Source organism: Undibacterium sp. CY21W, assembly GCF_014284265.1.
In the GTDB taxonomy this organism is placed as follows: domain Bacteria; phylum Pseudomonadota; class Gammaproteobacteria; order Burkholderiales; family Burkholderiaceae_D; genus Undibacterium; species Undibacterium aquatile.
Genome location: NZ_JACOGE010000008.1, coordinates 72750 through 97661 on the forward strand (window position 1 = coordinate 72750; position 24912 = coordinate 97661).

Consider the following 24912-nt stretch of genomic DNA (forward strand, 5'->3'; position numbering starts at 1 on the left):
TGCGGCTTTTTTTTATGTTGTGGCGAGCGAGGTGAATATGGATGAAGTCAAAAGCAGGCAAATCTACGTGCAACCATCAGGCTGGCAATGTGCTGCCGGACCTGGCGACAGCTTGCTGGAGGCTGCCTTGTTGTCCGGGGTGCGTTTGCCCAATTCCTGTCGAAACGGAACCTGTCGGACTTGTATGTGTAAGCTGCTGCGAGGTTCCGTTTCTTATCGGATAGAGTGGCCGGGTTTGAGCGCAGACGAAAAATCAGAAGGATGGATACTTCCATGCGTTGCTCTCGCCGAAAGTGATGTCACTCTTGATGCTCCTGGTGCCGTTAAGGTTTTGTAGTGGAGATGAAATCGGTTTTGGCATTGCTGCAAAGTTTGATGCTCGCATCTCCCTGCTGCCAGCAAGGTGTTGTAGCTTCTGGTGCCGGAATGGGGACGCCACCCGGATTTATTTTTGCCAGCCGCGTATCCCACGCCTTGACACCGGATTTGTTGAGCTCCAGCCTGGTTATCCAGCCGCGAGTCTGTGGCTCATTGTCTAATTCGTCGATGACGAAATTACCAAGGCTGTAAATAATCGGTTTGCCTTTGTATTGTTCGGTTTCCTGAATAACGTGTGGATGTCCGCCGATAACAGCATCAGCGCCTGCATCGATCATCAGATGGGCCAGTTGCTGTTGACGCGCAGTCGAATGCTTGTCATTTTCCCAGCCCCAGTGCATAAATGGGATAACCAGATCGGCGCCGGATTCTGTGCGCGCTTTCCGGATGTCTGCAACCACCTGTTCATCTTCGCTCCAGGCGACACCGGCTTCGCTGGCAGTCGCTTCAAAGCTGCGCGGCATGAATTCGTTGTATCCCAGAAGTGCAATTCTCAGGCCATTTTTTTCTATCAGTAAAGGTGTGTGTGCTTCGTGCAGGTGACGTCCGCCACCGAAGTATTTCACTTGATATTGATTCAGATGGTTGAGCATCTCGGCGAACGCTTCGCGGCCAAAATCGCCGGAATGGTTATTGGCAATCGAGACCGCATCAAAATGCCGGCGCAAGGTAGCGAGTGTTTTTGGTGCTGCACGGAAGGTGAAATTCTTATCTGCTGCCCGACCAGATGTAGCAACGACACACTCAAGGTTGGCAACCCTGATGTCCGTTGTTTTGAATATGTCGGAAAATGGTGCCAGCGGATCCTTTCCCTCAGCGATCATTTTTCCCGGTATGCCATCAAGAACGATATCGCCCGCAAAGAGAATACTGACACTATTATTTTTCTCGTTCGCATGCGCTTGTTGCAGCAGGACGGTCAGTGTAAGGGATGCCGCGAGGATTTTTTTTACAGTTGAGAGGTGGAATATCATGGTTGTTTATCTTCCAGCGTGCATTGATATTGCAATTCGCGTTCGACATCACCTGCATAAATAGAATTCTTCGGCGTGAATGGCGTTTCTTGTTTACTTAACTGAAATGGCGGGTAGTAAGTTGCCTGATGAATCGGAACGTCGGCAGACCTTGTTTGGAAAAACGCATATAGCTTGATGTAATTGATGGTGCTGGCGCTACCGTTCATCACTGCTTTAAATTTAAAACGTCCATTGATATCGACCGACTCAACGGAGTAGGGATCGTTGGTTACTCCTGTTTCGATGAGTTGTGTGCTACCTGCGTAGCCCACCACGCAACGTAACCACGGCGTCGCATGGGCATTGACGGACGCTGTGCATAAGCAAATTAAAAAAAACGATGCTGAAAACAAGCGTTGATAATATTGATAATGGCCGTTGCTTTGGATTGTTATAGGTTTCTTTTGTCTCATGTTGACGGCACTTTTGATTAAAAAAATGGAAAAGCATTATTGCAGCGATTGGTAAGATTGCAAAGAGGCCAGTCGTTTCCGTTTTTCGCTGCCATGTTCGGGAAGACTGAGTGCATGCGCTTCAGATTTTGAGGTGGAATAAACGAATGTTGCGGCCATTTTGATCGTTGACTCTTCCTGGCTCGCCCATTATTTTTCTGTTCCGTGCTGATGTTTTAGTTTTTTGCTGTTGCTGTGTACGAAAAGGCTGTGGCGTATGCCTCATAGTGGCGAAAAAAGACCAAAAACGAGGATAATTCTCGTTAATCACATTTTTATTTTACTTTCTCTCAAAAATTGTGCGTATAATCAGATAGTCGTTGAGATTCAAAGTGGTAGTGCAGTATCAGTCTGTCATTTCTTACTTGGTTGAAACGATTTACCGGGCACATGCCCACATTAACTGAAATAGGAAATAGTAATGGCAACAGGTATTGTTAAATGGTTCAATGATTCTAAAGGTTTTGGTTTCATTACTCCAGACGAAGGTGGTGAAGATTTGTTTGCTCACTTCTCTGCAATCGTATCCTCCGGCTTCAAATCTTTGAAAGAAAACCAACGCGTTTCTTTTGAAGTAACGACAGGCCCTAAAGGCAAACAAGCTTCTAACATTCAACCTCTGTAATTCAGACGTTAAATGGCTTTATAAGCCTTGTTGTAAAAGTCCCCGATTCGTCGGGGATTTTTTTTGTCTTTTTTAAAAAAAGTCAGTCGCTAAACTGCGATAAGGACTTTATACTTCGATTACCGACAAAAGAAAATGTTGTCTTCAATCAACACATTTCCTCTCAATTTTTGTATTCTTCTTTGAACCTATTCGGGCATAAAAAAGGAAATTAAATAATGTTCAATTTAACGATTCGATTGCGGCTCATTGGTACTATGGGAGTGATGGCAATTATGCTGACCATAGGTGGATTGATGGGTATCTATGGTGTGCATAATAGTAATACCGTAATCAAGGAGTTATTTACGAATCAACTCCCTTCGGTTCAGGCATTGAGTGAGGCAAGAGACCATTTGTTAAGATCGAGGGTTGTCGTGGATCGGGCGATTGCTCATCCTGATAGTGCTACGCTCGCCGCAACAGTAGCGCGTGCCGAAGAGTTTTTAAAGAAATCTGATGAAGCGTGGAACAAATATCAGAGTTTGCCGCAAGACGCCGAAGAGAAAAAAATTGCCGATACGGCAGCTTCGACACGCGAGCAGTTTCTCAAAAATGCTTATCTGCCTTTGCTGGCGGCATTGAAAGCAGGTAACACAGAAGAGGCTGATAAGCTGAACGTCGCAAACGTACCAAAATTGTTTACAGCGTATTCGGATGATGTTGGCAAGCTGGCTGTGTATCAGTTCAATTCGTCCTCGTCACTGCTGGCGCAGAGTGAAAAAGAGTTCACGATATTTGTTTGGGTTGACGTACTTGGCGTAATGGCTGGTCTGGTTGGCGTATTCATTTCGGCGTATCTGTTGCTGCGTGCAATTTCTCATCCTTTACGTTTTACGCTCAAACAGTTTGATGCTATTGGTAATGGCGATTTGTCACATCAGATCAAGCCTGATTCGAAAGATGAAATGGGGCAGTTGTTAGCTGGCCTGGAAAATATGCGTCAAAGCCTGATTCAGACGGTGACTGTAGTGCGTCAGGGTAGTAGCTCGATTGCCTTGTCTGCGGATGAAATCGCTACTGGCAATATGGATTTATCTTCCCGTACCGAGCAACAGGCCGCGAGCCTGGAGGAAACAGCATCGTCAATGGAAGAGCTGACATCCACGGTGCAGCAGAATGCTGACAATGCGCGTCAGGCGAACACTTTGGCAGTCGCTGCCTCGCAGGTGGCGACCCGTGGCGGACAAGTTGTGGGCGACGTCGTGCATACGATGTCATCGATTAAAGATAGCTCGAAAAAAATTGTCGATATTATTGGTGTTATTGATGGCATTGCCTTCCAGACCAATATTCTGGCGCTGAATGCTGCAGTGGAAGCGGCTCGTGCCGGCGAACAGGGGCGAGGTTTCGCGGTGGTGGCAACCGAGGTGCGTAATCTGGCACAACGTTCCGCTGGTGCTGCGAAAGAAATTAAAACACTGATTGCAGATTCGGTTGATAAGGTTGAAGCAGGCACACGCTTGGTGGATGATGCCGGTAAGACGATGGATGAAATCGTATCCTCTATTCAAAGTGTTGCCGATATTATGGCTGAAATTACTGCAGCCAGCGCAGAGCAACGCGATGGTATTCAACAGGTAAATCAGGCAATTACAAAAATGGACGAGGCGACTCAGCAAAATGCGGCGCTGGTTGAAGAGGCCGCTGCCGCTGCAGGCAGTATGCGTGATCAGGCAAATAATCTGAATCAGGCTGTAGGTATTTTTAAACTGCAGGAAAATACGGCAGGTACGCCGCATCGGTCTGCGGCTCCGGTCGCATCCCGTCCAGTTGTGAAGCATGCACCGGCATCTGCTCCAGTCGCAAAAGTTACCAAAGTCGCTGCAATTCCGGCAGCTTCTAATTCGCAGAAAGTCAGTAAGCAAGCGAAAGAAGATGATTGGGAAGAGTTTTAATCTGCATTGAACGATGAAAAAAATGGGCGCTTCAAGCGCCCGTTTTTTACTCATTTTTTACTCAGAATTTCTTCCAGTAATCGGGCTTGTTGTATGCCTGTCTTAAAAAATCGACGAATGCTCTGATTCGTAAGGGTAAGTGGCGTCGTTGCGCAAATATCGCATAAATATCATTTCCCGGCGCTGTGTACTCATCGAGTACTGTGATCAACTGGCCTGATTCAATCTCTGCGCCGACTTCCCACATGGATCGCCACGCCAGTCCTTTGCCGGAAATGGCCCAGTCATGCAAGACTTCACCATCATTGCAAACCATGTTGCCTTCAACTTTCACCGTCATGTTTTTACCATTCTGCCTGAAGGTCCAGCCGCGCTGGCTGCCATCGGCGCTGAATGCGAGGCAGTTATGACTGCTTAATTCATCAATGCTACGCGGCGCACCATGACGTTTAAGGTAATCCGGCGATGCGACGACGACACGCTTGTTGTCGGCGAGTTTAACGCCGATCAGATTCGAGTCGGTGAGTGACGCAATGCGGATCGCAACATCCACGCCTTCACCGATCAGATCGACCACGCGATCATTCAGGCTCAGTGTCAGTTTTAAATCCTGATGCTCACTCAGAAAAGAGGGAATCAGCGGTGCTACATGCTGGCGGCCAAAACCTGCCGGTGCCGATACGGTCAGCAGCCCGCTGGCGTGTGCGTTACGTTCCGATACCGATGACTCTGCGGCTTCGAGGTCGGTGAGTATGCGTTGGCAATCTTCCAGAAACGATGCACCCTCATTGGTTAAGGCGATCTTTCTGGTTGTGCGTTGTAGTAACTTTACGCCTAGGCGTTCTTCTAAGGCATCCAGTCTTCTGCTGATCATGGCCGGTGCAACACCTTCGGCACGCGCAGCAGCAGAGAGGCTGCCACGGCTGGCAACTTCTGCAAAAGTTGAGATTTGTTTGAATTGATCCATAGTTGCTCGCCGGGTGAAGATTGGGGGTCAGCATATAAGAATTATTGTGCATCTATTTTTAACTTAAAGTAAAAGATAAAGTGATAAAACTGTATATTTATGTTGGTTTTTATTGAATATACTGTATTCATCAGAAATGCATAGTGCATTTATTGCCTGTTTGAGGAGTGACATGTCTATCAGTGCGGTTGCCTTTGATGCCTACGGTACCTTGTTTGATGTGTACTCCATCAGTCAGTCAGGTGACAAGCTGTTTCCCGGTAAGGGTGAGGCTTTGGCGCAATTGTGGCGCAGCAAACAGATCGAATACACGCAATTACGCACGATGTGCAGCATGTATAAGCCGTTCTGGGAAGTGACTCAGGATGCCTTGATTTTCACATGCAAGAAATTACAGTTAGATTTGACGCTGGACGCGCAAAACGCGCTGATGGGGCAGTATGCGCGGCTTGATGCGTTTCCCGAAAATCTTGAGGTATTACAGCAGTTGCGTGCCAGCGGAATGAAATTGTCCATTTTGTCGAACGGAACCACACACATGCTGCAGGCCGCAGTTGACGCTGCAGGTATGCAAGGTATTTTCAGCCACTTATTGTCTGTTGATTCAGTGAGGAAGTACAAGACAGCGCCGGAGGCATATCAGCTCGGGCCGGACGTATTCGGATTGCCTGCAAAGAATATTTTATTTGTCTCGGGGAATGCCTGGGATGTGTGCTGTGCGACGTGGTTTGGTTATACAACATTCTGGGTGAATCGCCATGATGCACCCCTTGAAGAGTTAGGTGTGACGCCGCATGGAACAGGGCGTTCACTCTGTGATGTAGCCGGTTTTATTGAACAAATGCAGCAATAATTTTTGTTTTATTTTCTAGGAGAGCAGCATGACACAACTGAATTTACCTGCAGGTATGCAGATTACTGGTGAAATCAAACCAGGTTTTGAACAGATTCTGACGCCAGAAGCGCTGGCACTGGTTGCCAAACTGAGCCGTGCGTTTGAGCCACGCCGTCAGGAATTACTCGCCGCACGCGTAGAGCGCGCAAAGCGCCTGGATGCTGGCGAGACACCAGACTTTTTGCCAGAAACCAAACACATCCGCGAAGGCGACTGGAAGATTGCCCCAATTCCTAAGGCACTCGAATGCCGCCGGGTAGAAATTACTGGTCCGGTTGAACGCAAGATGGTCATCAATGCGTTTAACTCTGGCGCAGATAGTTACATGACTGACTTTGAAGATTCCAATACACCGAACTGGGATAACCAGATCACTGGTCAGATCAATATGCGCGATGCTGTTCGCCGCACGATCAGTCTGGAACAAAATGGTAAGTCTTACAAACTGAACGACAAGATTGCGACGCTGGTTGTTCGTCCACGTGGTTGGCATCTGGATGAAAAGCATGTACTGGTCGATGGCAAACGCATCTCTGGCGGCATCTTTGACTTCGCGCTGTTCCTGTTCCATAACGCCAAAGAACAATTGGCACGCGGCGCTGGCCCGTATTTTTACCTGCCGAAAATGGAATCGCATCTGGAAGCGCGCCTCTGGAACGATATTTTTGTCATGGCACAAAATGAAATCGGCATTCCACAAGGCACCATCAAAGCAACAGTCCTGATCGAAACCATCGTTGCAGCATTTGAGATGGATGAAATTCTGTACGAACTGCGCGAACACAGCTCAGGTCTGAATGCTGGTCGTTGGGATTACATTTTCTCTTGCATCAAAAAATTCAAGAACGACAAAGATTTCTGCCTCGCAGATCGCGCTAAAGTCACGATGACAGCACCATTTATGCGTTCTTACGCGTTGTTGCTGCTGAAAACCTGCCACAAGCGTAATGCACCGGCGATCGGTGGTATGGCTGCGCTGATCCCGATCAAAAACGATCCGGAAAAAAATGAGATCGCAATGGGCGGTGTTCGCAACGACAAAGCACGTGACGCAACCGATGGTTACGATGGCGGCTGGGTTGCTCATCCAGGTTTGGTTGAATTGGCGATGGCGGAATTCAAAAAAGTATTGGGTGATGCGCCAAATCAGATTTCCAAGCAGCGTCCGGATATCGAAGTGACGGCAAAAGATTTGCTGAACTTCCAGCCTGAAACGCCGATTACAGAAGCCGGTCTGCGTTACAACATCAACGTCGGTATTCATTACCTCGGTGCATGGCTGGCAGGCAATGGTTGCGTACCGATTCACAATCTGATGGAAGATGCGGCAACGGCAGAGATCAGCCGTTCCCAGGTCTGGCAATGGATACGCTCAGCCAAGGGCAATCTGGAAGATGGTCGCAAAGTGACTGCAGATATGGTCCGCGCGATGATTCCTGAAGAATTGGCGAAGGTGAAAGAAGTGGCTGGCAACGGCGCAACTTACGACCGTGCAGCGCAGATTTTTGAAGAAATGTCGACTTCTGAAGATTTTGCAGAATTCCTGACACTGCCTTTGTACGAAGAAATTTAATCTGCTTGTCATTGTCGATATTCGGTTGAATATGAACCTTAATATTCAGCTGAATATGTGACAGATAATGCGACGAATCCTTGCCTGACGGCAGCGCCTAGTCGCGAATCGAGTAAGTGGCCCGGAGTTTTTCCGGGCCTTTTTTACGCCAGTTTTTGTCGGTGCTCAGAGGTTGGTCTTTGGCCGCATGCTATCCTTGCGCTCTTTTAGACGAACCCAATTTCCTATGTCACAAGCAAACTCTCTTTCACACGACGACATCATCGCGCAAACCACCGAATGGTTGGAAAAGGCAGTGATTGGTCTGAATTTATGTCCGTTTGCAAAGGCTGTGCACGTCAAAAAGCAAATTCGTTATGTCGTCAGCGATGTCACGACGCCGGAAGCCTTGCTCGAAGATTTGCGGCGTGAGCTGGAAGTGCTGGCAGAAGCGAATCCGGAAAAAATCGACACCATTTTGTTAATCCATCCGTACGTGCTGAAGGATTTTCTCGATTTTAATGATTTTCTCGATGTGGCCGATGGCTTGCTGGAAGAGCTGGAGCTTGATGGCATTTTGCAAATTGCGAATTTCCATCCGGATTACCAGTTTGCCGACACCAGCATCGACGACATCGAAAATTACACGAACCGTGCACCATTCCAAACTTTGCATTTATTGCGTGAAGAAAGCATAGACCGTGCAGTCGAGTCTTTTCCGGAAGCGGAAACGATCTATGAAAAAAACATCGAAACCATGCAAAAACTCGGCATAGAAGGCTGGCATCAGCTGTTTTCAGGGAACAAAGAATAATACGTGAAGCCGGCGAGGGCAGCGGGGCGCCGATGTTTCTGCCGCGCTGCCGCAGATGACGCGGCGAGCGCATTCTTTTCTACTATCGATTGCTTATATTGATATGCGAAAAAGTAATGTTGCTTCCTTTTCGTCTGATCAGTGTCACAGTGCTGTTAAAGGTGATTTTTTTACCTGTATATACTCCGGGGAGTATATTTAAACACCCATATTTCATGCTGAGGTTAGGGCAAAATTGACGCATACTCCCCTGAAAATGCCAATTTCGGGATATTTCGATGAAGGTTTTCCGAATTGCCTGTAAAACGCAGACACATAGTCATTATTCGGTTTTCTGGTGAAATTTTTTCTTCAAACAATAGAAAATTTGTCGGAAATATCGTGATTGCCACGTATTCTTCAGCATTCATGCCGCATCGCTCCTTGTTATTTTGCAGAGCAGCATGTACAGTAAGGGGTTGATTTACCTCATTTTTTACTCCTTCAGTCTTATATATCTATGGCTTTAATCGTCCACAAATACGGCGGGACTTCGATGGGTTCAACCGAACGCATCAAGAACGTCGCCAAGCGCGTCGCCAAATGGCATGATGCCGGTCACCAGATAGTCGTGGTGCCATCAGCAATGTCCGGCGAAACCAATCGCATCATCGGTCTCGCTAAAGAAATTATGGCGCAACCTGATCCACGTGAACTCGACATGATTGCGTCGACCGGCGAACAAGTGTCAGTCGGTTTGCTTTCCATGGCGCTGCAGGCTATCGGCAAACAAGCCGTGTCTTACGCTGGCTGGCAAGTCCCGATCAAAACCGATTCCGCATACACCAAAGCGCGTATCGAATCGATTGATGATGCCAAAGTCAAAGCCGATCTGGATGCCGGCAAAATCGTCGTCATCACCGGTTTTCAGGGGGTGGATGAGAAGGGCAATATCACAACGCTGGGCCGTGGTGGCTCTGATACATCAGCTGTTGCGATTGCCGCTGCATTGAAGGCGCAGGAATGTCTGATTTATACCGACGTTGATGGCGTCTATACGACTGATCCACGTGTGGTTTCCGACGCGCGCCGCCTGAACACCGTGACATTTGAAGAAATGCTGGAAATGGCATCGCTGGGTTCCAAAGTACTGCAAATCCGCTCTGTCGAATTTGCCGGTAACTACCGCATGCCTACCCGCGTTTTATCGTCACTGACTGACCCGTTAATGCCGCTGGAAGAAGAAGCGAATTCCGGCACTCTGATTTCGTTTGAGGAAGATACAAATATGGAACAAGCCACCATCACTGGCATCGCGTTCAGTCGTGATGAAGCAAAAATCACTGTGTTAGGCGTGCCTGATAAACCAGGAATTGCTTATCAGATTCTGGGTCCGGTCGCTGATGCGAATATCGAAGTGGATATGATTATCCAGAATCAGTCCGTTGAAGGTAAAACCGATTTCACGTTTACTGTGCCACGCGGTGAATATGCCAAAGCGATGGCGGTTCTTGAAGGTAGTGTGAAGGCGCATATTGGTGCGGCAAGCATCGTTGGCGATACGAAAGTTTCTAAAGTGTCTGTTGTCGGTGTCGGCATGCGCAGCCACGTTGGCATCGCATCGCAAATGTTCCGTACCTTGTCTGAAGAGGGCATCAATATCCTGATGATCTCGACATCTGAAATCAAAATTTCAGTGCTGATTGACGAGAAATATATGGAGCTGGCAGTGCGCTCGCTGCACAAAGCTTTTGGTCTGGAAAGCGTTTGATAGGACTTGTGCAAAACCGCCCCGGCGGCGTTATGGCTCCCGTACTATTCGTACTGTCTTCGTTGTCATGCCTTGCCGGGACAATTTTGCGTCAGTCCTGGATTATTAAGTTTGCAAAAAAGCTGTTTTTGTTTCTCTGAGTAGTTGACCAAAAGCAGTTCAGCAGCTATGATCTTGGTCTCGATTGCAGCCAAGTTGTAAGACTTGACTGTGAAAGTGTGGAGACGTGGCCGAGTGGCCGAAGGCACTTCCCTGCTAAGGAAGCATCTGGGGTAACCTGGGTCGTGAGTTCGAATCTCACCGTCTCCGCCAGTAACACTGAAAAAGCCCTTGAGTTTCAAGGGCTTTTTCTTTTTCTGGCTTGCACAGCATTGCTAGTGCATGCCATTTCCTTCCTGTACCTGAATTTACTGCGCCATTGAATGCGGGTGCTTAGCCCGCGGTTTTTATTTCCGTATCTGCCAGTTTGCCGCGATACAGTGCGGCAATCAGATCGGATTGCGTCAACATGCCGATCAGACGTCGCTCATCATCCACGATGGGAATATGATGTAAGCCCTTGTCGGACAACAAAGGGACTAGTTCCACGATATGCATATCATGACGGGCGGTTTTGACTGGCTGTGTCATGATTTGTCCTACCACTTCGGGCTTGCTGGAATGCAGGTCGCGGGTGCGGCGTATCAGCTGCCGTAATTTTTCTTCGAACGTTTCATAGACATCCAGATTAGCATTTTTCATAAAATCCACCAGCGTCACAATGCCGATCACACGGCGGGCGCGGTCGGTGACCGGTAAAGCCTTGATTCTGTGCTGGCGCAATAATGTCCAGGCCTCTTCCAGTGTGGTGCCGAACTCTGCCGTAATCACATCTCTGGACATGACGTCGCTGCACATAATTTCGCCGAAGCGACGGCGATAGGCATGCATCTCGGTTTGCAGGAACAGGGATTCCAGATCATCGCGGCTGACATCCAATACCTGATTATATTGTTGCAGCACTTCATCCAGATCGTGCGAAGTAAATCCCAGGCGGTCAATCGGACGCGCGTCCGCAGTGTCGTGTGTACCACTGTGATCGGGCTGTGAGGCATGCGGATAACGTCGGCCCGTTGCATTGTTATATGCCAGTGCAAACAGCATCAGCAGCAAGGAATTGAGCATGACGGGGAAGACGACGAACTGATATCCCAGTCCAATAATAACCGGGCCGCCTAATACGGCTGTCAGCGCAACTGCGCCACCAGGAGGGTGCAGACAGCGGGAGAAAAACATCGCTCCGACTGCAAGGCTGGTGGCAATCGCTGCCGTCATCATGGAGGCCTCCAGAAAATGAGTGCAGGTGACGCCCACCAGCGCAGAGATCATGTTGCCGCCGACGATGGACCAGGGTTGCGCCAGCGGACTGGAAGGCACGCCAAACAGTAAAACAGCGGAAGCACCGATGGGGGCGAGTAACATGGGAACACGGAAAACGGAACCCAGCATTAACTGTGTCGCCACCCCTGTCAGTAGCAAGCCGGCTAACATTCCACCGCAGGCGCGCAGACGTTCGATATGGCTGATATTCATACCGGCAGGTAAAAAAGTCCTGAGCCAGACGAGACTCATTTTCGATAAAGACCATTTTCTACGCATACCAGGCATCACTTGACGATAAAGATGGAAGTGTACAGGAGCTGCATTATTTTGGTGCGTGTGACGGTTCCCGTACAGTTAAAGGTCACGCCTCTATTTACCTTTACTTCCCTCAACGCCTCCAGTCTTGCAGGGGCGAATTCACGCCTTGTTTATCGGAGGTTTTTCTTCCTCGCGTCCATCCATATCTGATTTCTTATGTCGTGAGAGTTGTAATGGCAGACAGGGCGCTGCCTTCCAGCAGCAGATATCATTGCTTAATCTCAGATAGCTGCAGATGCTTAGTCCAATCAGACTATAGGATTCGCTTGCTTCGAGCCTTATCATCTTACTATTTACAGTTCGTCATGTTGGTGAGTTGCGAAGTACTTGATTTCTATCTGGATCAAAAAATTCTCTCAGCGGTTGCAATTGCCTCATTGGCGGGCTAGACACATACAGGGAGAATGCAGTTGATCATCCGGTCTCATATTCATATCGATAAAAAGCTACTCGTAACCGTATTCGCCGCAATGTTCCTGACTGCTTGCGGCGGCGGTGGCAGCAATGGTGTCGCTACCGATGCTACGTCGGTGACGCCAGCGACCCCACAGGTGATCGCAAAAAATGCTGTCGCATTCGCCACTGTAAATTCTGCCCCGGTAACTGCCTGCGCCAGCGGTGGCGTCACTGTTCAATCCGGGGTCGATATCAACGGAAACGGCGTTTTGGATCAGAGCGAAGTCAGCAATACGCAATTTGTTTGCAACGGCGTTAATGGTACAAACGGTACGAATGGCACTAACGGTACGAATGGTAAAAATGGCCTGAACGGAGTTAATGCACTGATCGCTACTACGGTCGAGCCAGTCGGAAATAATTGCCCCAGCGGTGGTTCCAAAATCAGTTCCGGAGCGGATACCAATGGCAATGGCCTTCTCGACAGCACAGAAGTGACTTCGGTTTCTTATATCTGCAACGGCCTCTCTGGCAGCGATGGTACTAACGGTAAGAATGGCACCAACGGTACTAACGGTACTAACGGTACTAATGGTACTGATGGCACAAATGGATCAACTACATTAGTCAAAATCGTTGCCGGTGTTGCCGCCAACATCTGCCCCGCTAACGGTAATCAGATACAGTCTGGCCTCGATCTGAATAACGACGGTATATTGCAGTTATCGGAAGTCACCACGACGGCTTATGTATGTAATGGAGCAACGGGGGCAACAGGTGCCACGGGGGTGACTGGCGCAACCGGTAGCGATGGTTTAACGACATTGGTGACGACGGTTACTGAGCCTGCCGGAGCCAATTGTACCAACGGCGGTAGCAAAATAACTTCCGGCCCGGATGTTAATCGTGACGGCAATCTTGCTGCGGGCGAGGTAACATCGACCACTTACATCTGCAACGGTGCGACAGGTGCTACCGGATCTACGGGGCCAACCGGGCCGACCGGACCAACAGGACCAACAGGACCAACCGGCCCGACGGGGCCTGCCGGGCCTTCAGGCCGTCTGAATTGGGTGACTACAACGGCTGCGAGTGTGCAGGCCGCGACCAATAGTGGATATATCACCAATAACGGCAGTGCCGGCGTCGCCGTTATGCTGCCAACGGCTCCCGCCATCGGTGATCAGTTGCAGGTGATAGGTTTAGCCGCCTGGACGCTGATCCCCAATTTCAATCAGACCATTATTCAGAATATGGCAGGTACAGGTGCGGTGACGGGCGGAGGCTTGTCCGGTGCTTTAGGCGACTCTGTATTGCTGCAATACGTCGGTAACAATACGTTTATGGTGACTGCCTTTGTAGGGCATATTAATTCGATCAGCAGTGATATCTTTGCTCGCAATGGCGTGATCTGGACGCCGCCGACGTTTAATATTAATGGCGCCTATACCTGGGCGGATGGCACGACCTATTGCACGAATACGACATTTGGTGGTTTAGGCGGCTGGCGTTTGCCAACGTCCGCTGAACTGGTCTCGCTTGATAACTTTGGCGTGAAGGGTACACATGGCTGGCCTGCAACTGCGGGCAATATGTGGACGTCAGACATCGATCCCAGCTATGCGAACTCTTATGGTGTCGTCGCGTTTACTTATGGAGTGGCAGCCTACCAGCCAGCAGCGAATCACCTCTTTGTGGCTTGCGCCCGGTCGTGATGGTCCATTCGCCTGAGCATGGCTGTGCCGATAGCTCATTTTGAAGATATGCCAAGGCGAATTAAAGTTATTACTCCTGACTTGTTGGCAGGAGTAATGACAGTTCTTTATACAACAGTAATGGCGATACCGGCTTGTGCATTAATGGCAGGCCGGTCGCGGCAGCTTCGCGTAAGCGTATCGGCGCAGTATCTCCAGTCACCAGAATCGCTGGTATCTCTGTTTTGCAAACACTGCGTATCGCCTGAATTACATCGGTTCCTTTACAGTGATTGCGCAGGCGGTAATCGCTGATAATCAGGTCTGGCGGGTGATGGCGGGCGAGTACGAGACTCTCTTCTTGCGATTCAGCGAGATCGCATTGACATCCCCATTCTGCCAATAACTGCGCCATTGCCTGACGCACGATCGCATCATCATCGACGACTAACACTCTCGCGTGCAATTGCGGTGTCCTTAGCGGCGCCGTACTGATGTCATCGTCCAGCACGGCAAGCTGTGTCAGTGGCAGACTTAATTTGAATACGCTGCCGCGTCCCGGGCGAGATGCCAGTTGCAATTCAAGTCCAAGCAAATCCACCATTTTCCTGACGATTGCCAGTCCCAGCCCCAGGCCTTTTTGTCGGTCGCGTTCGCTATTTCCCAGTTGCTGAAATTCACTGAAAATATTCTCAAATTGCGAGGAGGCTATGCCGATGCCGCTGTCCCACACTTCCAGACTCAGTCGCGATTGATGTTTTCTGCACAGGATCAGCACGCCGCCGTGATGTGTGTAACGGATCGCATTTGAGACAAGGTTTCTGAGAATTAACTCAATTAATGCAGGATCGGAATGAACAACAGCATGAGTTTCCGGACTGCGGTAGAGCAGCCCTTTGGTGTTTGCCTGCGGAGCCAGTTCATTCTCTATTTTGCTGAGCAATGTTTGCAAGCGGAATACTCGCGCTTGCGGCTCAACCACACCAGCCTCAATGCGTGAGTAGTCGAGCAAGGTGTGCAGCATCTCGGTAGTAGCGTTGGTTGCTGAGCTGATGCTGTTGACCAGCTCACGTTGATGTTGCGATAAATTTGTCGTCTGCAATACTTCCAGAAATAAACCCTGCGCATGGATGGGCTGCCTCAGATCATGACTCGCGGCTGCCAGAAACTGCGATTTTTCTGCATTCGCCCGCTCAGCTGCAGCCAGCGCCTTCGCTGCTTTTTCCGACGCAGCACTCAGTTGTTGAATCAGATCCAGGTTGTCGAAACGCAATTGTATGGAGTTGCGCACCGTACGCGAAGAATTATATGCCTGACCCATCAGCGTCACGACATACAGTGCGACGGCAATGCCGATCGCCCAATAGGCAGGATCGTTGAGTGATATGACCGCATAAACGATAGAGCCAAGTTCACACACAACGAATACAACAAACACCGGTAATACCGGTGACAAGATCGACATCGAATTAGCAGCGATGCCTGCCAGCACCGCTAATATCAGCACGCTTCCGGCATTGGTGGAAGTAGACAGGCTCAGCCAGGCTAATGAACCCCATATCGCGCCATCCATTGCGTGCAGCAGCATCAGCCGTATTTTCAGTGCAGCCGTCTGATCGAGGTGAATTCCACGGCGGATGATGCGTTTTGCGTCATACACGTCAAACAGTTTCGACGCACTGACCGCGATCAGCCATAGTGCCAGACTAAATTCATTGCTATGATTTTTCAGCGTCAGATACAGGATCAGCGCAACCAGAATGCCGGGTAAGGTCGAGCTGCCCAGATTCGTCATCAGCAACAGTTGCAGCTCGCGCTGTATATTTTTTTCGACGACGCTGACCATTTTGATCACTCAGTTCACCAGACCTTTGCGGCGTGCCGCGAATGCAGCTTCAGAGCGATTCGATACCTGCAATGTCGTCAGCACCACCTGCACGTGACAGCGCACCGTGTTTTCCGACAGATTCAGACGACGCGCAATCAGCTTGTTTGATAAACCCTGACAGACCAGATCCAGAACCTCGTATTGACGCGGGGTCAGCAAAGGCTTTGCAGCGTTTGCTCTGGTCTTTTCCTGCATCTGTTGCGCTGGCATTTTCGCATCGTCTGCCTCGCTGCGCAGGACACTGAGAATCGCCGCGAGAATATTGTCAGCAGTGTCGCCTTTCGAAATAAAACTGCGTGCGCCACGTTCACGCGCCAGCTGTGCTGTTTCGGGCGCATCGTCTGCAGAAAGAACAAGCACAGGTGTCTCCGGCCATTTTCTTTTGAGTAAGGCAATGCCTTCGAGTCCGTTGAGTCCTTGTAATTTGATGTCGAGCAATATCAAGTGAATATCTGTCAGATCAACCCGCATGGTTTCTTCCAGCGATGCCGCTTCCAGTACGCTGACGTCTTGTAAGCCGTTGCAAATCAGGGCTCTCAGCCCGGTGCGAAACAAACTGTGATCGTCTATCAGTAGTATTTTTGAGCTTAACATGGAGGGTAATAAGATTGCTTCATAACCAGATTTTGCCATGATTGACCGTATGCAGGGGAATAACTCGCCCTGTGGAGTCATTCGCATGCGCCGCAACGCCGTATGTATTGCGGGGGCAAGCAGATCGCGTCTTTCTGATGTGACTTTACTGGGCGCCAATCCAGATGCGATATCCCCAATAAAAATAAGCCTCGTGGCGGCTTTTTACCCTGTGAGGCACGTATTTATTAAGGGATGTCGTTCAACGATTGTCGTTGTGGAGAAATGACGATGGGTAAGCTTCGGGTGCTCCAGTCACACACCAGTCATGCGCCAAGCTCGTTGAGCCTGGCGATGATGATGCTTACGCTGCCTGGCGTAATTGTTTTGCCGCTGTCACCATGTTTCTGAGGGCGGGAATGACTTCTTCCCAACTGCGGGTTTTTAAGCCGCAATCCGGATTCACCCATAAGCGCTCTGTGGGAATGCGTTCTGCCGCTTTGCGCATCAGTTGCACGATGTGTTCCTGTGCCGGAATATTCGGCGAGTGAATGTCATAGACGCCGGGGCCGATTTCATTCGGGTAACTGAAGTGATCAAATGCGTCGAGCAATTCCATATCCGAACGCGATGTTTCTATGGTGATGACATCGGCGTCCATCGCTGCAATAGAGGCAATGATGTCGTTGAATTCTGAATAGCACATGTGCGTGTGTATCTGTGTTTCGTCGCTGACGCCATTGGCGGCGATGCGGAACGATTCGACTGCCCAGCGCAAATAGCTGTCCCATTCAGTGCGTCGCAATGGCAAGCCTTCGCGCAGCGCCGCTTCGTCAATCTGAATAATGCGTACGCCGCTTTTTTCCAGATCCAGCACTTCCTGTCGTATCGCCAGTGCGAGCTGGTAGCAGGATACCGAGCGCGGTTGATCATCGCGCACGAAAGACCAGTTGAGGATAGTGACGGGGCCGGTCAGCATTCCTTTCATCGGTTTTTCCGTCAGTGACTGTGCAAATTTAATCCAGTCCACTGTCATTGGTTTCGGGCGATGGATTTCGCCAAATAAAATCGGTGGTTTGACGCAGCGCGAGCCATACGATTGTACCCAGCCGAATTCACTGAAAGCATAGCCTTCCAGTTGTTCGCCAAAGTATTCGACCATGTCGTTACGTTCGGCTTCACCATGCACAAATACATCCAGATCCAGTGCTTCCTGTTCTTGCACGCAGCGGGCAATTTCGTTTTGCATGAATGTTTTGTAGCTGGTTTCATCGAGTTGCCCCAGACGGTAACGACTGCGTGCCTGACGAATCTCTGGCGTCTGCGGAAATGAGCCTATGGTGGTCGTTGGAAAAGCGGGTAGTTGTAAGCAGGCAGATTGTTTTTTAGCCCGCTGTTCGTAAGTGCTTAGTCGTTGCCCCAGGCTGGCGTTGATGTTGGCAACGGCGGCTTTGACGGCAGGATTGTGCACGAGGGGCGATGTTTTACGGCTGTTGATCGCGGCGCTGTTGGCGACCAGTGCATCTTGTACTGATACGCGGCCTTTGTTCAATGCCTGTGCGAGGATATGCAATTCATCGAGTTTTTGTTGGGCGAATGCCAGCCAGTATTGAATATGACTGGCCAGTTTGTTTTCACTGCGCAAATCAACCGGCACATGAAGCAGCGAGCACGAGGGCGCTATCCATAAGCGTGACTGCAATACGCGGTGTATCGGTTCCAGCCATTCCAGGGTTGCATGTAAATCGGTTTTCCAGATGTTGCGACCATTGATGACGCCCAGCGATAACACCATGCTATCCGGTAAAAAGGTTTGCAGCCGTTCCAGCTCATGCCGCGCATTGATCGCGTCAATGTGAATGCCATCGACAGGTAATGTACATGCGAGGCTGAGGTTCTCTTGCAGATCGCCAAAATAGGTCGTCAACAACAGTTTCAGTTTGCGCGGCGTCAGCGCTTGATACGCTGTGGTGAATGCTTGTTGCCATGCCGGATCAAGCTCTGTTACTAAAATTGGCTCATCGATCTGCACCCACTCCACGCCTTCGGCCTCCAGCGCATCCAGCAGTTGCGCATAGACAGGCAAGAGCTTGGGCAGCAAGGCCAGTTTATCTGATGCGTCTTTTGCTTTTCCCAGCCACAGATAACTGACAGGCCCGATGATGACGGGTTTCGCCGGTACGCCGAGTTCCGCTGCTTGTCTGATCTGCTTCAGCAGGCGCGAGGCATCGAGGGAAAAAGTCGTCGCCGCATCAAATTCCGGGACGATGTAGTGATAATTGGTATCAAACCATTTCGTCATTTCACCTGCATACACACAATGGCACGCAGTATCCTGTGCTGAGCGTCCACGGGCAACGCGGAAATAGTTGTCCAGCGTATTGCCTGCATGATGACGCACGCGGGCTGGAATATTCCCCAACAAAAAACTCATATCGAGCACCTGATCGTAAAACGAAAAGTCGCCGACCGGAACAAAATCTAATTGTGACTGATGTTGCCAATGGCGTTGTCGTAACAACGCGCCAGTGTCTTCGAGCTGGGTCTGAGATAAGTTTCCTTTCCAATAGTCTTCCAAGGCGAACTTCAGTTCACGTTTTGCGCCTATGCGTGGAAAGCCGAGATTGTGTGTCGTAACCATATAACTCCTCATGTGTAGGAGTGCATGATAGATAATTTAATTCATGAATAATAATGGTATTATTTAATGAATTAATTATTAATATTCATGGATTAAATATGCTGGAACGTATTCATCTGACACTGATACGCGAGGTTGATCGCCAGGGCTCATTGACCGCAGCCGCGGATGTACTGTGTCTGACGCAATCGGCACTGAGCCACACGGTCAAGAAAATGGAAATGTTTTTGGGGACGCCGGTCTGGGCGCGTGAGGGGCGGCAATTACGTCTGACGCAGGCCGGCCAGTATTTACTCGGTCTCGCAAACCGCTTGTTGCCGCAGTTTGAGTATGCCGAAGAAGTCATGCGGCAATATGCAGAAGGTGGTCGTGGCACCTTGCGGATTGGCATGGAATGTCACCCGTGTTATCAATGGCTGCTGAAGGTGGTGGCGCCGTATCTGAGTCGCTGGCAGGATGTCGATGTCGATGTGAAACAGAAATTTCAATTCGGCGGCATTGGCGCTTTGCTGAATGATGAAATCGATCTGCTAGTGACGCCTGATCCCTTGTATAAAACTGGCTTATTGTTCACCCCGGTTTTTGATTATGAGCAAGTGCTGGTAGTGGGGGCGCAACACAGACTGGCAGGGAAAAAATATATTTCCCCCAACGAGTTGCTGGAAGAAACGCTGATTACCTATCCGGTCGCCATTGAACGCCTTGATATTTATAAGCAGTTTTTATTGCCAGCGAATTGCTCACCAAAAAAACATAAAACCATAGAAACAACCGACATCATGTTGCAGATGGTTGCCAGCGGCCGGGGTGTAGCTGCATTACCGGGCTGGCTGGTGGCGGAGTACGCCAGCAAAATGCAGATCGCACAAGTCCGTTTAGGTAAGCAGGGAATCGCGAAACAGATTTTTCTGGGCGTGCGGGAAGCGGATACAGAAATCGATTATCTGAAAGCGTTTATTACGCTCGCGGGAGAGATAGCGCATTGATAGGGATGATGTTGTTTCATCACGACACTGGACTACGTATTTACTTTGCTTTCAGTGTAAATTCATACGTAAAAGTGATAAAGATTGTTGATTTTTATGAGTTTTTTCTCATAGTTAATAATTGGAAACAGTAATTTATTTCAAGCGGGCTATCCTGCGCCTGAGTTGTTTTGTCAGAGTCTGTTTGTATTTTTTTTCATTTTTCCGGATACCTGGGCCTGATTAATTTTGACGAAGAACTTTAAGAGCATTGCTACTCAAAATTACTGATAAATCTGTCAGTAAGAAGTCATTTTATTTCAACAAGTAAACGGAGACATTGATGAAATTGTCGAATCTGCCAATAGGTACAAGACTAGGTGCTGGCTTTGCCCTTGTGCTGCTGATGCTGATTGGTGTGGCTTATCTTGGCATTCATGGTATGCAGCAATCTAACCAATCCTTGCATCATGTGGTGACTGTGAATATTAAAAAAATGGATGCCTTGGAAGATATGTCCAGATCCATCCATATCGTTTCGCGGGTGGTGCGTTCAATCGCTTTGCTGTCAGATGAAGCGCAGGCCAAGCTGGAACATAAAAAAATTGACGAAGCGCGGGCTCATTACGATGAGGCTTTTTCTCGATTGGAAAAAATGCCCCTCGATGATCATGGAAGGAAGTTTGTTGCCAGCATTAAAGAGGATCAGGTCGCAGCTAGAGCGCTGAATAACAAGTTTGCAGAAATGATTCACACAAACCGAGAAGAAGCAGTGCAATTTCTTTTGAAGGAAGCCAATCCAGCTAACGCAAAATGGCAGGATGCCATTCGGGATTTTACAAATCTTCAGGAAGAAAAAAATGCGAGTGATGAAGAGGCCGCCGCACACGCATATCAATCAGCATTATTTTTAATGATTTCCATTACCGCACTTGCTGTTATCTGCGGTGGCCTGGTTGCCTGGTTTACTTCAAGATCTATCGTTAATCCTATCAGTGTCGCTGTTGATCTGGCAAAAACGGTGGCTAAAGGCGATTTAACTTCAGAAATTCAGGTAAATTCAACTGACGAAACGGGGCAGTTGATGCAGGCGCTGAAAGACATGAACGGGAATCTGATCGATATTGTGAGTAAGGTGAGGGTTGGCACTGAAACTATTCATACCGCTGCCACTGAAATTGCTTCAGGAAATCTGGATTTGTCGTCTCGCACCGAAGAGCAAGCAGGTGCACTGGAAGAAACCGCTTCTTCAATGGAAGAGTTGACATCGACCGTCAAGCACAATACGGATAACGCGCGGCAAGCGAATCAATTGGCTATTTCTGCGTCAGAAGTCGCTGCCAAAGGCGGCGCCGTGGTCAATGAAGTGGTTCATACGATGGGGGCAATTAATGCGTCATCGAAAAAAATCGTGGATATTATCGGGGTCATTGATGGTATCGCTTTTCAAACCAATATTCTCGCGTTGAATGCCGCGGTGGAAGCTGCGCGTGCAGGCGAGCAGGGACGTGGCTTCGCAGTCGTGGCCAGTGAAGTGCGCAATCTTGCGCAGAGATCGGCTGGTGCTGCCAAAGAAATTAAAACCCTGATAGGAGACTCGGTAGAGCAGGTGGAAATTGGTTCGCGCTTGGTGGATCAGGCTGGCTCGACCATGGATTCTGTCGTATCCAGCATCAAAAATGTTACCGATATCATGGGGGAAATGAGTCTGGCAAGCCAGGAGCAGACTTCCGGTATCGAGCAAATTAATCACGCGGTGACACAAATGGACGAAGTCACTCAGCAAAATGCGGCGTTAGTTGAAGAGGCTGCAGCCGCAGCCGCATCGCTGGAAGAGCAAGCACAAGTTCTGACGCAAATTGTGAGTGTCTTTAAAATTCCCGGGGCGCATGGTGGATTTGCACCCACGTCGAAAACCAATGACCGTGTTGCGCCTGCTTCTGTGCGAAACAATCAGACTCAACGCGGTCAGGTAAAACGTCTTGCCGGTACTGTCAAGGTTGCGGATGGCGGGAAATCAATCAAGGCAGCCGGTGGCGAAGAGTGGGACGAATTTTAATTTAATTATATTGTGTGTCGCTTCTGGAATTGCTGTTGTTGTCGTTGTTACTGTTTTGCACTGTTGAAGTGGCCTGAGTCTTGAAGTTATTTTTTGATTTTTGCTCGGGTAGGATTTTTTTAAAAAATTGAAGGAGATGATGAAATGAATAAAACAGTTTGTATGGCTGTCTTGGGTTTGTTATCTGTATCATCCGGCCTGGCTCTGGCAGATGATAAGGCTCATGCTCCTCACTGGGGCTATGAAGGAAAAACTGCGCCCGCGCATTGGTCTGAGCTGGATGCTGCCAATACTGCTTGTAAAATGAGTAAAGAGCAGTCACCAATTAACATCGTTGAGCGCAATGCAAAAAAAGCCGCCTTGCTGCCGTTGGATTTTAAGTATGTCAGCAACAGTGCTGAGGTGATCAATAACGGTCATACGGTGCAGGTCAATGTACCTGCTGGTAATAGTCTGAAAACTGGTGATGATGAAGGCAGCCTGTTGCAATTCCACTTTCATACGCCTAGTGAAGAAAAAATAAATGGGGTCAGCTATCCTATGGTTGCGCATTTTGTGCACAAATTGAACGACGGTAAATTATCTGTTGTCGCTGTCCTGTTTAAAAAAGGGAAGGAAAATGCTGCATTGGCACCGGTCTTTTCAGCCTTGCCTGCCGAAGGGAAAACAACTCCGTTAACTAATTTTGATCCAGCCAGTGTTTTGCCAGCGACACGTACTTACTACAAATTCACCGGTTCATTGACAACGCCTCCATGCAGTGATGGGGTGCGCTGGCAAGTGCTGAAGCAGCCGGTTGAGTTGTCCGCGAGTCAGATCGCGGCGTTTAAAAAGCTTTATAAAATGAATGCCCGCCCAGTGCAGCCATTGAATGGACGTTTAGTCGAGGTCAGTGAGTAATTCCTGATTTTAGTCCGAACGCAAGGGGGATATTGGCGAGTTTTCTTATCAAGCCTATGCATTCTCATTGTTGCGTCAAGATAAGATGAAAAAACAAAACGCCAACTGAAAGAATTCAGTTGGCGTTTTGTTGTATCTGCTCTTGGAAGCAGATCAGGCAACAGCTTTCAATGCGACAGCTTGTTCCAGCATAGTGCCAGTCTCACGATAACGGACATGCCAGGAAAACGCCTTCTCCAAGACGTGTGGAGTCTGTCCACCACGTAATTCTGCCTCCGCCAGATAATCAAGTAACATTTGTTTGTAAGGCTCTGCCACACAGTTCTGAATGATTTTCTGTGCGCGTTCACGTGGTGCTAATCCGCGCAGATCTGCTAGGCCGACATCGGTCACGATAATGTCAACGTCATGTTCATTATGGTCAACGTGCGTGACCATAGGAACAATACTCGATATCTTTCCATTCTTGGCAATCGCCTTGGTCGCAAATACCGACAGGTAGGCGTTGCGGGCAAAATCACCCGAGCCGCCAATACCGTTCATCATGTGTGTGCCGAGTACATGTGTGGAATTCACATTGCCATAAATGTCGGCTTCAAGCGCGGTGTTGATAGCGATGATGCCAAGACGACGAATGACCTCGGGATGATTGCTGACCTCTTGCGGACGGAGCACCAGGCGATCTTTGTATTTGCCGATATTGGCAAATACTTCCTGACTTTTTTCCGCCGACAGTGTGATTGATGAGCCGGAAGCAAAGTCCAGTTTTCCGGCATCAAAAAGATCGAAAGTGGAATCTTGCAGCACTTCCGAATACATTTGCAAATGTTCAAAAGGGCTGTCAATGAAGCCCGTCATGACCGCATTCGCTATCGTGCCTATGCCAGCCTGCATGGGCATCAGGCTATTGGTCAGCCTGCCATCTTTGACCTCTTGTTTGAAAAATTCAACGAGGTGGGCTGCGATCTGTGCTGTTTCTTCATCTGGCGGCAAAATGGTCGAAGCGCTGTCGGCTTTTTCGGTAATGACGATCGCAACAATTTTCTCTGGCGGAATCATGATTGCCGTTGTTCCAACGCGGTCGCTTGCCGACATGATAGGAATTGGTTCCCGTTGCGGTCTGTGCTTAGGAATGAAAATGTCGTGCAGACCTTCCAGTTCCAATGACTGTGTCAGATTGATTTCGACGATCACCTGATCCGCCAGGATAGCAAAGCTGGCGCTGTTACCGACAGATGTGGTCGGGATGATGGCGCCGGTTTCTGTGATCGCAATGGCTTCAATGATGGCGACGTCAATCGCATTGATCTGGCGCGTGCGCAATTGCTCAACTGTTTCGGATAAGTGCTGATCGACATACATGATCTCGCCGCGATTGATTGCCGCGCGCAAGGTTGGGTCTGCCTGAAATGGCATGCGGCGTGTCATAGCGCCGGCTTCGGTCAGTGTTTTGTCGACATCGCTACCCAGTGATGCGCCAGTCATCAGCGTGATTTTCAGTTGTTCAGATTTTGCCCGTTCCGCAATCGCGAGGGGAACAACTTTCGCGTCACCAGCTCGCGTAAAACCGCTCATGCCTACCGTCATTCCGTCTTCTATCCACGACGCTGCCCGTTCGGCAGTCGTGACGCGATTTCTTAATTCTGGAAGACGTATCCGTTGTTGTTGAGCTTCGTGCATTTTTATATTCCTTTGTCTCTGAAAGTAGATGGGAGAATTACTTTATATTC

19 protein-coding genes and 1 tRNA gene are annotated in these 24912 nt (G+C 49.1%); 12 read left to right on the plus strand and 8 right to left on the minus strand.

The window, feature by feature from the left end; genetic code table 11:
- Positions 1 to 37: 37 nt before the first annotated feature.
- A complete protein-coding gene (locus tag H8K29_RS16515; RefSeq protein ID WP_186898468.1) occupies positions 38 to 337 on the plus strand; it encodes a 2Fe-2S iron-sulfur cluster-binding protein in 300 nt (99 codons plus the stop codon).
- On the opposite strand, the gene H8K29_RS16520 is transcribed toward H8K29_RS16515, so the two are convergent.
- Together H8K29_RS16520 and H8K29_RS16525 are read right to left on the minus strand one after the other, a co-directional pair.
- Entirely contained in the window at positions 324 to 1352 is a 1029-nt protein-coding gene (locus H8K29_RS16520) for a CapA family protein (RefSeq protein WP_186898469.1), read from the minus strand. The two genes, H8K29_RS16515 and H8K29_RS16520, sit on opposite strands and share 14 nt — an antisense overlap.
- Positions 1349 to 1807: a hypothetical protein gene (locus tag H8K29_RS16525; RefSeq protein ID WP_255423423.1), complete on the minus strand. Its 459-nt coding sequence runs from the start codon at positions 1805 to 1807 to the stop codon at positions 1349 to 1351. The genes H8K29_RS16520 and H8K29_RS16525 overlap by 4 nt, the downstream gene beginning before the upstream one ends.
- 460 nt (positions 1808 to 2267) lie before the next feature.
- Here H8K29_RS16525 and H8K29_RS16530 point away from each other — a divergent pair, with 460 nt between their 5' ends.
- Together H8K29_RS16530 and H8K29_RS16535 are read left to right on the plus strand one after the other, a co-directional pair.
- Positions 2268 to 2471 carry a cold-shock protein gene (locus H8K29_RS16530; protein ID WP_162021796.1) on the plus strand — a complete coding sequence of 68 codons (204 nt, stop codon included), beginning with the start codon at positions 2268 to 2270 and terminating at the stop codon, positions 2469 to 2471.
- A 218-nt stretch (positions 2472 to 2689) separates the two neighbouring features.
- Complete coding sequence (locus H8K29_RS16535; RefSeq protein ID WP_186898470.1) at positions 2690 to 4408, plus strand: methyl-accepting chemotaxis protein; 1719 nt, start codon at positions 2690 to 2692, stop codon at positions 4406 to 4408.
- 61 nt (positions 4409 to 4469) lie between these two features.
- On the opposite strand, the gene H8K29_RS16540 is transcribed toward H8K29_RS16535, so the two are convergent.
- On the minus strand, positions 4470 to 5375 hold the full coding sequence (locus H8K29_RS16540; RefSeq protein WP_186898471.1) for a LysR family transcriptional regulator: 906 nt from the start codon (positions 5373 to 5375) through the stop codon (positions 4470 to 4472).
- A gap of 172 nt (positions 5376 to 5547) precedes the next feature.
- Here H8K29_RS16540 and H8K29_RS16545 point away from each other — a divergent pair, with 172 nt between their 5' ends.
- From H8K29_RS16545 to H8K29_RS16565, 5 genes are all read left to right on the plus strand, one after another.
- The gene (locus H8K29_RS16545; protein WP_186898472.1) at positions 5548 to 6228 is read left to right on the plus strand and encodes a haloacid dehalogenase type II; all 681 of its coding nucleotides are present in this window, start codon (positions 5548 to 5550) and stop codon (positions 6226 to 6228) included.
- Between the two features lie 28 nt (positions 6229 to 6256).
- Entirely contained in the window at positions 6257 to 7843 is a 1587-nt protein-coding gene (gene aceB / locus H8K29_RS16550; RefSeq protein ID WP_186898473.1) for a malate synthase A, read from the plus strand.
- 226 nt (positions 7844 to 8069) lie between these two features.
- The gene (locus H8K29_RS16555) at positions 8070 to 8636 is read left to right on the plus strand and encodes a DUF1415 domain-containing protein (RefSeq protein ID WP_186898474.1); all 567 of its coding nucleotides are present in this window, start codon (positions 8070 to 8072) and stop codon (positions 8634 to 8636) included.
- 499 nt (positions 8637 to 9135) lie between these two features.
- A complete protein-coding gene (locus H8K29_RS16560; RefSeq protein WP_186883705.1) occupies positions 9136 to 10386 on the plus strand; it encodes an aspartate kinase in 1251 nt (416 codons plus the stop codon).
- Positions 10387 to 10606: 220 nt separating this feature from the next.
- Positions 10607 to 10698, plus strand: a tRNA-Ser gene (locus tag H8K29_RS16565).
- Positions 10699 to 10818: 120 nt separating this feature from the next.
- Here the strand turns inward: H8K29_RS16565 and H8K29_RS16570 are convergent.
- A complete protein-coding gene (locus H8K29_RS16570; RefSeq protein WP_186898475.1) occupies positions 10819 to 12024 on the minus strand; it encodes an HPP family protein in 1206 nt (401 codons plus the stop codon).
- Between the two features lie 452 nt (positions 12025 to 12476).
- Between H8K29_RS16570 and H8K29_RS16575 the strand changes: the two genes are divergently transcribed.
- Positions 12477 to 14177, plus strand: a complete 1701-nt coding sequence (locus H8K29_RS16575) for a DUF1566 domain-containing protein (RefSeq protein ID WP_186898476.1) — start codon at positions 12477 to 12479, stop codon at positions 14175 to 14177.
- Between the two features lie 70 nt (positions 14178 to 14247).
- On the opposite strand, the gene H8K29_RS16580 is transcribed toward H8K29_RS16575, so the two are convergent.
- The 3 genes from H8K29_RS16580 to metE form a co-directional block, all read right to left on the minus strand.
- On the minus strand, positions 14248 to 16002 hold the full coding sequence (locus H8K29_RS16580) for a hybrid sensor histidine kinase/response regulator (RefSeq protein ID WP_186898477.1): 1755 nt from the start codon (positions 16000 to 16002) through the stop codon (positions 14248 to 14250).
- Between the two features lie 9 nt (positions 16003 to 16011).
- On the minus strand, positions 16012 to 16677 hold the full coding sequence (locus tag H8K29_RS16585; protein ID WP_255423424.1) for a response regulator transcription factor: 666 nt from the start codon (positions 16675 to 16677) through the stop codon (positions 16012 to 16014).
- Between the two features lie 304 nt (positions 16678 to 16981).
- On the minus strand, positions 16982 to 19258 hold the full coding sequence (metE, locus tag H8K29_RS16590; protein ID WP_186898478.1) for a 5-methyltetrahydropteroyltriglutamate--homocysteine S-methyltransferase: 2277 nt from the start codon (positions 19256 to 19258) through the stop codon (positions 16982 to 16984).
- 53 nt (positions 19259 to 19311) lie between these two features.
- Here metE and H8K29_RS16595 point away from each other — a divergent pair, with 53 nt between their 5' ends.
- The 3 genes from H8K29_RS16595 (at position 19312) to H8K29_RS16605 (ending at position 23182) form a co-directional block, all read left to right on the plus strand.
- Positions 19312 to 20244, plus strand: coding sequence for a LysR family transcriptional regulator (locus H8K29_RS16595; RefSeq protein WP_255423425.1), 933 nt, complete (start codon positions 19312 to 19314; stop codon positions 20242 to 20244).
- Positions 20245 to 20566: 322 nt separating this feature from the next.
- On the plus strand, positions 20567 to 22282 hold the full coding sequence (locus H8K29_RS16600; RefSeq protein ID WP_186898479.1) for a methyl-accepting chemotaxis protein: 1716 nt from the start codon (positions 20567 to 20569) through the stop codon (positions 22280 to 22282).
- Positions 22283 to 22426: 144 nt separating this feature from the next.
- On the plus strand, positions 22427 to 23182 hold the full coding sequence (locus H8K29_RS16605) for a carbonic anhydrase (RefSeq protein ID WP_186898480.1): 756 nt from the start codon (positions 22427 to 22429) through the stop codon (positions 23180 to 23182).
- Between the two features lie 153 nt (positions 23183 to 23335).
- Here H8K29_RS16605 and H8K29_RS16610 read toward each other — a convergent pair whose 3' ends face one another.
- The gene (locus tag H8K29_RS16610; RefSeq protein ID WP_186898481.1) at positions 23336 to 24862 is read right to left on the minus strand and encodes an acetyl-CoA hydrolase/transferase family protein; all 1527 of its coding nucleotides are present in this window, start codon (positions 24860 to 24862) and stop codon (positions 23336 to 23338) included.
- Between the last annotated feature and the right edge of the window lie 50 nt (positions 24863 to 24912).

Bases quoted from the DNA above. Each gene is read 5' to 3' on its own strand.
- H8K29_RS16555 (WP_186898474.1), top strand. From the start codon at position 8,070: ATGTCACAAGCAAACTCTCTTTCACACGACGACATCATCGCGCAAACC.
- H8K29_RS16540 (WP_186898471.1), bottom strand. From the start codon at position 5,375: ATGGATCAATTCAAACAAATCTCAACTTTTGCAGAAGTTGCCAGCCGT.
- H8K29_RS16570 (WP_186898475.1), bottom strand. From the start codon at position 12,024: ATGCGTAGAAAATGGTCTTTATCGAAAATGAGTCTCGTCTGGCTCAGG.
- H8K29_RS16580 (WP_186898477.1), bottom strand. From the start codon at position 16,002: ATGGTCAGCGTCGTCGAAAAAAATATACAGCGCGAGCTGCAACTGTTG.
- H8K29_RS16545 (WP_186898472.1), top strand. From the start codon at position 5,548: ATGTCTATCAGTGCGGTTGCCTTTGATGCCTACGGTACCTTGTTTGAT.
- H8K29_RS16530 (WP_162021796.1), top strand. From the start codon at position 2,268: ATGGCAACAGGTATTGTTAAATGGTTCAATGATTCTAAAGGTTTTGGT.
- metE (WP_186898478.1), bottom strand. From the start codon at position 19,258: ATGGTTACGACACACAATCTCGGCTTTCCACGCATAGGCGCAAAACGT.
- H8K29_RS16535 (WP_186898470.1), top strand. From the start codon at position 2,690: ATGTTCAATTTAACGATTCGATTGCGGCTCATTGGTACTATGGGAGTG.
- H8K29_RS16515 (WP_186898468.1), top strand. From the start codon at position 38: ATGGATGAAGTCAAAAGCAGGCAAATCTACGTGCAACCATCAGGCTGG.
- H8K29_RS16560 (WP_186883705.1), top strand. From the start codon at position 9,136: ATGGCTTTAATCGTCCACAAATACGGCGGGACTTCGATGGGTTCAACC.
- H8K29_RS16595 (WP_255423425.1), top strand. From the start codon at position 19,312: ATGGTATTATTTAATGAATTAATTATTAATATTCATGGATTAAATATG.
- H8K29_RS16600 (WP_186898479.1), top strand. From the start codon at position 20,567: ATGAAATTGTCGAATCTGCCAATAGGTACAAGACTAGGTGCTGGCTTT.
- H8K29_RS16520 (WP_186898469.1), bottom strand. From the start codon at position 1,352: ATGATATTCCACCTCTCAACTGTAAAAAAAATCCTCGCGGCATCCCTT.
- H8K29_RS16525 (WP_255423423.1), bottom strand. From the start codon at position 1,807: ATGAGACAAAAGAAACCTATAACAATCCAAAGCAACGGCCATTATCAA.
- H8K29_RS16585 (WP_255423424.1), bottom strand. From the start codon at position 16,677: ATGGCAAAATCTGGTTATGAAGCAATCTTATTACCCTCCATGTTAAGC.
- aceB (WP_186898473.1), top strand. From the start codon at position 6,257: ATGACACAACTGAATTTACCTGCAGGTATGCAGATTACTGGTGAAATC.
- H8K29_RS16605 (WP_186898480.1), top strand. From the start codon at position 22,427: ATGAATAAAACAGTTTGTATGGCTGTCTTGGGTTTGTTATCTGTATCA.
- H8K29_RS16610 (WP_186898481.1), bottom strand. From the start codon at position 24,862: ATGCACGAAGCTCAACAACAACGGATACGTCTTCCAGAATTAAGAAAT.